Source organism: Streptomyces spongiae (genome assembly GCF_009377185.1).
Taxonomy (GTDB): Bacteria; Actinomycetota; Actinomycetes; order Streptomycetales; family Streptomycetaceae; genus Streptomyces; species Streptomyces spongiae.
On record NZ_VJZC01000646.1, the window covers coordinates 1 to 5,396 of the forward strand.

A 5,396-nucleotide genomic window follows, 5' to 3' on the forward strand; every position below is an offset into this window, starting at 1 on the left:
CCTCACTGGTTTACTTCGGCGCAATGCGGCGAAATGTGGGAGACATCTCTTCCGGCCGGAAAAATCCCAGGTCACGACGGTTCGCTCGCACCCGCGCGTCGCCTCGTGGACGCCGCCGCTTGGCCGACACGACAGGCCGAAGTCCCCAGCGCACTAGAGTATTGGGCTTGTTCGGTACCGGAACGGACATCCCCAGGCACCCCTGGTGGCCCGCCGGCGCCCCCGGATGGTCCGGGTTCGAGACGCGAGGATCCGATGGCCGCCGTACACGACAGTCCCGCTCTCCCCCTGCTCGACGACGGGTTGGGCGTTGGATTCGGCACCGTGGCGCGCTTCACCGCCGGTTCTGCCCCCTCCCCCCGCACCCTCGTCGACGTCCTCGACGCCTCCGTGCGGTCGTATCCGAACGAGCCCGCGTTGGACGACGGTGTCGCGTGCCTGACGTACCGTGCCCTGGCCGGCGAGGTCGAGGGGCTGCGGCGGCGTCTGGCCGCCGCCGGGGTCGGGCTCGGCGACCGGGTGGGCATCCGTGTCCCGTCGGGCACCAATGATCTGTACGTGGCGATCCTGGCCGTCCTGGCCGCCGGTGCCGCCTATGTGCCCGTGGACGCCGAGGACCCGGACGAGCGGGCCGAGTTGGTGTTCGGGGAGGCGGAGGTCCGGGCCGTCGTCGGGGCGGGGCACCACCTCACCGTCAACGGCGTCTCCGATGTCCCGGCCGCCCGGCCCGGTGTCGAGCAGGACGCCTGGATCATCTTCACCTCCGGGTCCACCGGGAAGCCCAAGGGTGTGGCCGTGAGCCACCGCAGTGCCGCCGCCTTCGTGGACGCCGAGGCCGCGCTGTTCCTCACCGAGGAGCCGATCGGGCCCGGTGACCGGGTCATGGCCGGGCTGTCCGTGGCGTTCGACGCCTCCTGCGAGGAGATGTGGCTGGCCTGGCGGTACGGGGCCTGTCTGGTGCCGGTGCCGCGCTCGCAGGTGCGCAGTGGGGCCGATCTGGGGCCCTGGCTGGTCGAGCAGGAGATCACCGTGGTGTCCACGGTGCCCACCCTGGCCGCGCTGTGGGAGCCCGAGACCCTCAACGACGTGCGGCTGCTGATCTTCGGCGGGGAGGCATGCCCGCCCGAGCTCGTCCAGCGGCTGGTGACCGAAGGGCGCGAGGTGTGGAACACCTACGGGCCCACGGAGGCCACCGTCGTCGCCTGTGCGTCCCTGATGACGGGTGCGGAGCCGATTCGGATCGGGCTGCCGCTGAGTGGGTGGGAGCTGGCCGTCGTCGACGAGGCCGGCGAGCCCGTGCCCATGGGCGGCAGCGGGCAGCTCGTGATCGGCGGGGTGGGGCTCGCCCGGTACCTCGACGCCGAGAAGGACGCGGAGAAGTACGCGCCACTGGAGTCCCTCGGCTGGGAGCGCGCCTATCGGAGCGGGGACCTGGTGAAGGCCGAGCCCGAGGGGCTGGTCTTCCTCGGACGGGCCGACGAGCAGATCAAGCTCGGCGGGCGGCGGATCGAGCTCGGCGAGGTGGACGCCGCGCTGCAGGCGCTGCCCGGGGTCGCGGGCGCTGCCGCGGCCGTGCGGACGGCCCGTAGCGGCAATCAGCTGCTCGTCGGGTACGTCGTCACCCAGGACGGGTGGGATCACGCCACCGCCGTCGAGAAGCTGCGGACCGAGCTGCCCGCCGCGCTCGTGCCGCTGCTTGCGCCCGTCGCCGATCTACCGACCCGTACCTCCGGCAAGGTCGACCGGAACGCCCTGCCGTGGCCGCTGGAGGGCCTGGAGAGCGGTGGTCCGGCCGAGGAGCTGTACGGGACGGAGGCCTGGCTCGCCGAGCAGTGGGCGGAGGTCCTCGGGATTCCCGTGGGCAGTGCCTCCGACGACTTCTTCGCGATCGGTGGGAGCAGTCTCGCCGCCGCCCAGCTCACGACGAGGCTGCGTACCCGCTACCCCAGCGCGGCCGTGCTCGACATCTACCAGCAGCCGACGCTGCGCAAGCTCGCCCGGCACCTGGAGGAGTCCGCGCAGGACGACGGCTCCCAGCGGGTGGTCGAGCCGGTGCCGGTGCGGGCCGGGGTGCTGCAGCTCCTGCTGCTCGTCCCGCTGTTCACGCTGCTCGGGCTGCGCTGGGTGGTGCCGCTGGCCGCGCTCGGGAACGTGCTGGGGTGGACGGGGTCGTACGCCTGGCTGCCGACCGCTCCCTGGTGGGCCGTGGCGGCGGGAGCGTTGCTGTTCTTCAGTCCGCCCGGACGGCTCGCAGTCGCCGCCGGTGGGGCGCGGCTGTTGCTGCGCGGGGTGACGCCGGGGCGTTACGCGCGCGGTGGGAGCGTGCATCTGCGCCTGTGGACGGCCGAGCGGCTGGCCGAGTTCAGCGGCGCGACCTCGCTCACCGGGTCCTGGCTGGAGCGGTACGCCCGTGCGCTGGGCGCCAAGGTCGGGTCGGAGGTGGATCTGCACTCGCTGCCGCCGGTGACCGGGATGCTCAAACTCGGGCGGGGTGCGGCCGTGGAGTCCGAGGTGGATCTTTCGGGCTGGTGGCTGGACGGTGACCGGCTGGAGATCGGGACCGTCAAGGTCGGTGCCGGTGCCGTGGTCGGCACGCGGAGCATGCTGTTCCCGGGCGCGCGGGTGGGCAAGCGGGCCGAGGTCGCGCCCGGCTCGGCGGTTGCCGGGCAGGTGCCCACCGGGCAGCGTTGGGCCGGGGCGCCCGCCGTGAAGCTCGGCAAGGCCAAGCGGAACTGGCCGAAGGAGCGGCCGGAGAAGGGCGTGTTCTGGCGGGTGCTGTACGGAGTGACCGGCGTCGGGCTGACCGCGCTGCCGCTGCTCGCCGGACTCGCCGCGCTACTCACCGCGAGCCTGTTCGTGGCGCCGGACGCCGGGCTCGGCGAGGCGCTGCGGGGCGCGGCGCTCGCGCTGATTCCGGCGACCCTGGCCTTCGGGGCGGTGTACGCGCTGCTGCTGCTCGTCGCCGTACGGCTGCTGAGCGTGGGGCTGCGCGAGGGTACGCATCCCACGCACAGCAGGGTCGGCTGGCAGGCCTGGACGGTCACACAGCTGATGGACCGGTCGCGGGAGACGCTGTTCCCGCTGTACGCCGGGCTCGTCACACCGGTGTGGCTGCGGCTGCTCGGGATGCGGATCGGGCGGGGTGCCGAGGTGTCCACCGTGCTGGCGCTGCCCAGTCTGACCACGGTCGGCGAGGGCGCGTTCCTCGCGGACGACACGCTGACCGCGCCGTACGAGCTGGGTGGCGGCTGGATGCGGATCGGGCGGGCGGAGATCGGGCGCCGGGCGTTCCTCGGGAACTCGGGGATGACCGCGCCGGGGCGCAGCGTGCCGGACGGCGGGCTGGTCGGGGTGCTGTCGGCGACGCCGAAGAAGGCGAAGAAGGGCAGCTCGTATCTGGGGCTGCCGCCGGTCAAGCTGCCGCGCAACGCTGCTGACGGCGACCAGAGCCGGACGTACGAGCCGCCGGCCCGGCTGCTGTGGGCGCGGGGTGTGGTGGAGCTGTGCCGGATCGTTCCGGTGCTGTGCTCGGCCGCGCTGGCCGTGCTGACGGTGGCGGCGCTGAGCGCGCTGGGCGGCTGGGCCTGGCTGCTGGGCGGGCTCGTGCTGCTCGCGGCGGGCGCGGCGGGGTGTGTGCTGTCCGTCGTCGCGAAGTGGGCGCTCGTGGGGCGCCACCGCAGCGGTGAGCATCCGCTGTGGAGCTCCTTCGTGTGGCGCAACGAGCTCGCCGACACGTTCGTCGAGGTCGTGGCCGTGCCGTGGCTGGCCGGGTCGGTCCCGGGTACGCCGCTGATGAACCTGTGGCTGCGCGCGCTCGGTGCCCGCATCGGCAAGGGCGTGTGGGTGGAGAGCTACTGGCTGCCGGAGAGCGATCTGGTGACGCTCGGCGACGGCGCCACGGTGAACAGGGGCTGTGTGCTCCAGACCCACCTCTTCCACGACCGGATCTTGCGGACGGATACTGTGGTCCTCCGTGAGGGCGCCACTCTGGGCCCGGGCGGAATCGTCCTGCCCGGCAGCGCCGTCGGGGCCCGTACGACGCTGGGTCCGGCGTCGCTGGTCATGGCCGCGGAGTCCGTGCCCGATGACACGCGCTGGCTGGGGAACCCGATCGAGGCATGGCGTCGCTAGAGGAAGCTCTCGCGGCGTCGGGGGACGATGGCAATGGACGTCGTACGAGAGCAGCGCAGGGAGCAGACGCAGCAGTGGCGGTTCAGCAGACAGCGGGTCCGGACCCGTATTTCCCGGCCAACGGCGATCCCCGTTACCGGGTGCACCGGTACGAGCTCGCGCTGGACTACCGCCCAGGGCCGAACCGGCTGTCCGGCACGGCACGGATCAACGCCATAGCGGGCCGTGCGGCGCTCACCGAGTTCCAGCTGAACCTCGCCGACTTCAAGATCGGCCGGGTCAAGGTCGACGGCCGGGCGCCGCACTACACGCACCGCGGCGGAAAGCTCCGCATCCGTCCCGCCAAGGCGGTGCGCGCCGGGGCCGCCTTCACCGTCGAGGTCCAGTGGTCGGGCAACCCCAAGCCGGTGAACAGCCCCTGGGGCGGGCTCGGTTGGGAGGAGCTCGTGGACGGCGCGCTGGTGGCCAGCCAGCCGGTCGGGGCGCCGTCCTGGTACCCGTGCAACGACCGGCCCGCCGACAAGGCCGCGTACCAGATCTCCATCACCACGCCGTCCGCGTACCAGGTGGTGGCGGGTGGGCGCCTGCTGACCCGTACGACGAAGGCGTCCACGACGACGTGGGTGTACGAGCAGTCGGCGCCGACCTCCAGCTATCTGGTCGGACTGTCGATCGGGAAGTACCAGACGGTGCTGCTCGGCGATCCGGGGCTGGGCGGGGTGCCGCAGCACGGGCACATTCCGGCGCATCTCCTGCCGGAGTTCTCTCGGGACTTCGCGCGGCAGCCCCAGATGATGGAGCTGTTCCAGGAGCTGTTCGGGCCGTATCCGTTCGGTGAGTACGCCGTGGTGGTCACCGAGGAGGAGCTCGATGTCCCCGTCGAGGCACAGGGGTTGTCGCTGTTCGGCGCCAACCACGTGGACGGGGCGCGGGGTTCGGAGCGGCTGGTGGCGCACGAGCTGGCGCACCAGTGGTTCGGCAACAGTGTGTCGCTCGCGGACTGGCGGCACATCTGGCTGAACGAGGGGTTCGCGAAGTACGCCGAGTGGCTGTGGTCGGAGCGGTCCGGCGGGCCTACGGCCCAGCAACTGGCGGGCTCCGCCCATCGGTTGCTGTCCTCGCTGCCGCAGGATCTGGTCCTTGCCGACCCGGGTCGCAAGCTGATGTTCGACGACCGGCTGTATCAGCGTGGCGGGCTCGTGCTGCACGCGGTGCGCTGTGCGATGGGGGACGACGCGTTCTTCCGGATGCTGCGGGGGTGGGGC

The 5,396-nt window shown here is 72.3% G+C and carries 2 protein-coding genes; both read left to right on the forward strand.

Annotated elements, in window-relative coordinates; translation table 11 throughout:
- Positions 1–255 precede the first annotated feature (255 nt).
- A complete protein-coding gene (locus tag FNH08_RS43675; RefSeq protein WP_152777059.1) occupies positions 256–4,131 on the forward strand; it encodes a Pls/PosA family non-ribosomal peptide synthetase in 3,876 nt (1,291 codons plus the stop codon).
- A gap of 74 nt (positions 4,132–4,205) precedes the next feature.
- On the forward strand, positions 4,206–5,396 hold a 1,191-nt coding region (locus FNH08_RS43680), incomplete at its 3' end, for a M1 family metallopeptidase (protein ID WP_322726411.1).